Raw genomic sequence first — 2,725 nt, forward strand, 5'->3', positions numbered from 1 at the left:
AAGTGAAACCGGGATGCGTGCCCGCCGTGCGCCCGATGACGCCGTGCAGAGACGGGCCGACCTTGTTCTGGTCCTGGTCTGCAATGTGGCAGACCTTGCACTTGGTGAAGACCTTCTCGCCTGCGGCGGCATCCTGCGCCCGCGAAGGGCTTGCGATGAAGATCGTGGCCGACGAGGCGATGAAAAGTGCGATTGCGCGCATGGCAGCATTCCTCCCTTAGAAGCTCGCGGGGTGAAGTTCCTGAACCATGGTCGCCCTGGCGTTCAACTCCGCCAGACGTAGGTTGCCGCGGCTAGAGCGAATCCTCACGGATCGGCAGTAAGAGCGTTGGCGTGTGTTCCAAGGTTGTAGTACACACCAACTTGCCACATTTGGCTCTAAATTCAGATCCTGGAGTGAATACCTTGACCGAACAAGATGAAGTTGAAGACATCGATCTAGTCGGACTGACGGCGGATGTTGTCTCAGCGTATGTGAGCAACAATCCCCTCCCCGTCAGCGGTCTAGCTGACCTCATTGCATCGATTCATTCGTCGTTGTCAGGCGTTCGCCAATCAAGCGACCCCGAGAAACCTGCTCGGGCGCCCGCGGTCAACCCGAAGCGATCGGTGTTCCCCGACTACATCATCTGCCTAGAGGACGGGAAACAGTTCAAATCGTTGAAGCGCCATCTCGACTTGCACTACGGGCTGACGCCCGACGAGTACCGGGCCAAGTGGGGGCTGAAGCCGGATTACCCGATGGTGGCGCCGAACTATGCGGCGCAGCGATCGGCGCTGGCGAAGGCGGCCGGGCTCGGGCGGAAGGCGCCGGCGAAGCAGGCGAAGGGCAATGGCAAAAAGCGCTCTCCGGGATGAACGCGGAGCCTTGCCAGTAACGACGCAAGGCCGTCGATGACAGCCGGTAGGCGGGTCGGTGGTTAAATGTGACGACTGTGGCGCATCCGGTCCGGTCTGCATCGACGAATTCAACGCCATCAAAAGCTGGAATCGTCGTCCCGCAACACCCGACCGGGATTGGAACTGAGCTAGTAACCGGCACTCATCTTCGCCAAGGTCACAGAATACCCGACCGGCGGGGCGCCGATAGGAATGTTTTGATGATCTGGATCCTTGTTGCGGCCGGTGCCCTTGCGCTGGCCGGCTTTGTTGCCCGCCCGGCAAACGCGCAAGAGACTTTCCATGGGTATGATTGCACCGATGACTGCTCGGGACACGAAGCCGGCTATGATTGGGCGGCAAGCAACGACATCATCGACGAGCGAGACTGCGATGGTGATAGCCAATCGTTCAACGAAGGCTGCCAAGCATACGTCGAAGAGCAAGCGGACGGTGCACCCCCGAACAGTCAACCCGACGATGAAAACGACGGGGACCGGGACGAATAGGAATCCAGCCTGCGAGCCGTGGGGCCGCGCCATTGTCGATCAGGTGCTGCCTTCGGCATTCAACCGTAATGGAACTTCGGCTTTGGCTCGGTACCCTCAAATTCGACGCCGACGCGGTCATTCTTTCGCCAACGAACGACAGCTTTGTAAGCGATCCCATCGACCGGAACGTAGAGCAGAAAGCGTGCTGGGATCTGAATGTCTGCGGCCAACCTCAGTTCGGCTCCTTGGGAGTGCTGATTGCGTAGTGAGCAGCTGATTTCCGAGTTTCGGAAACCAGTGATGATCGTTCCGCCCTTCAGCACGCGCGGGCGGTGTTCTCGACGGGGAGCGTCTGGAGGTGGGGTTTCCATAGGCTTACAACGTGAACGGCCTTCCAGTGCTCCGTCGAGCCGAAAATTATGGCTCAAGCAGGGCGGGACCATTGAGCGCCCAACCTGCTCACAATTCCCTCGTCAGGCTGGGTGTCGGCGGCAGTCCTTTTCCTATTTGTAGGCAAACTTGTAGACCGCTCGATTGGTGTCGTCGGTGACGCGAACCCATTCGGTCTCGTCTCGCCTGTCCTGTACGGTTCGGCCGGTCACCCATTCAGCGGCTGCTTTCGGTGAGGTGGTCCTCGCGTAGGCAACAGAGACCGCTTCCAACCCTGACATCATTTCAACGGTGTAGCTGTTCATTGGATAGCTCTTCCATAAAGGGCTTTCAAAGGTCTGAGGACCAAGAGCCCGCTCGCTGAGGGGACAAGCGGCGCTCCAGGGGTCTCTGCTACCCAATGGCGCGATCCTCTTGGCATCGCGGCGCGAAGCCAAACCTGCCGACTGGCGGAAATGTTCCGATGCGACCGAAGTCGGATGGTCTGACGCTTTGGTCCCTACGCTGAAACCAAATCCTCGCGATAACATTGGATGGAACCGGCGGGGAAATGCGCCACCTTCCTCGTCGGCAACCGCTCGATCGATGCCCGCCATCCCGTTGCCCGGGGTGACGGGCATCGTGTTTTCAGCATCCTTGTCCGGTCGCCGCTTCTCTGTTCAGATTGGGAAATAAATGGAGCAGAGGTCGCACATGAAGGTCTATCGGGTGGAAGAGATGGATGGGGACAGCGTTGTGACTAGTCGTACCATCAACGCCAATACTCCATGGGTGGCAGCGGAAACAGCCACGGGCAGTGAGGTCACGGACCTACGCGGTGACGAACAGCGCTGGATCCGGGTCACGAATGAGGCAGACGGGGTTGTTAACAGGTACGCCTTCAAGTGATCTGATCGGCTGTTTGCCGGGCGAGCCGTTCTGCTCATCCATCAGGTGAACCTGAGGCGACCCGGCCTGTCGCGGGG

Annotated in this window: 4 protein-coding genes and 1 pseudogene; 2 read left to right on the plus strand and 3 right to left on the minus strand. The window is 59.2% G+C overall.

Features of this window, described 5'->3' with window-relative positions:
- Nucleotides 1-202 (minus strand): annotated as a pseudogene (locus tag EOA49_RS31380) (c-type cytochrome); the annotation flags it as partial.
- A gap of 203 nt (nucleotides 203-405) precedes the next feature.
- On the opposite strand from EOA49_RS31380, the gene EOA49_RS31385 reads away from it, so the two are divergent.
- Both EOA49_RS31385 and EOA49_RS31390 read left to right on the plus strand, forming a co-directional pair.
- Nucleotides 406-858 (plus strand): MucR family transcriptional regulator, encoded by a 453-nt coding sequence (locus EOA49_RS31385; RefSeq protein ID WP_127216593.1) that lies wholly within the window; start codon nucleotides 406-408, stop codon nucleotides 856-858.
- A 242-nt stretch (nucleotides 859-1,100) separates the two neighbouring features.
- Nucleotides 1,101-1,388, plus strand: a complete 288-nt coding sequence (locus tag EOA49_RS31390; RefSeq protein ID WP_245460854.1) for a hypothetical protein — start codon at nucleotides 1,101-1,103, stop codon at nucleotides 1,386-1,388.
- Between the two features lie 59 nt (nucleotides 1,389-1,447).
- On the opposite strand, the gene EOA49_RS33875 is transcribed toward EOA49_RS31390, so the two are convergent.
- Both EOA49_RS33875 and EOA49_RS31400 read right to left on the minus strand, forming a co-directional pair.
- Nucleotides 1,448-1,741, minus strand: coding sequence for a PilZ domain-containing protein (locus tag EOA49_RS33875; RefSeq protein ID WP_127240626.1), 294 nt, complete (start codon nucleotides 1,739-1,741; stop codon nucleotides 1,448-1,450).
- A 132-nt stretch (nucleotides 1,742-1,873) separates the two neighbouring features.
- Complete coding sequence (locus EOA49_RS31400) at nucleotides 1,874-2,065, minus strand: hypothetical protein (RefSeq protein WP_127243575.1); 192 nt, start codon at nucleotides 2,063-2,065, stop codon at nucleotides 1,874-1,876.
- Nucleotides 2,066-2,725: the final 660 nt, after the last annotated feature.

The organism is Mesorhizobium sp. M1A.F.Ca.IN.020.04.1.1 (assembly GCF_003997315.1).
Lineage (GTDB): Bacteria > Pseudomonadota > Alphaproteobacteria > Rhizobiales > Rhizobiaceae > Mesorhizobium.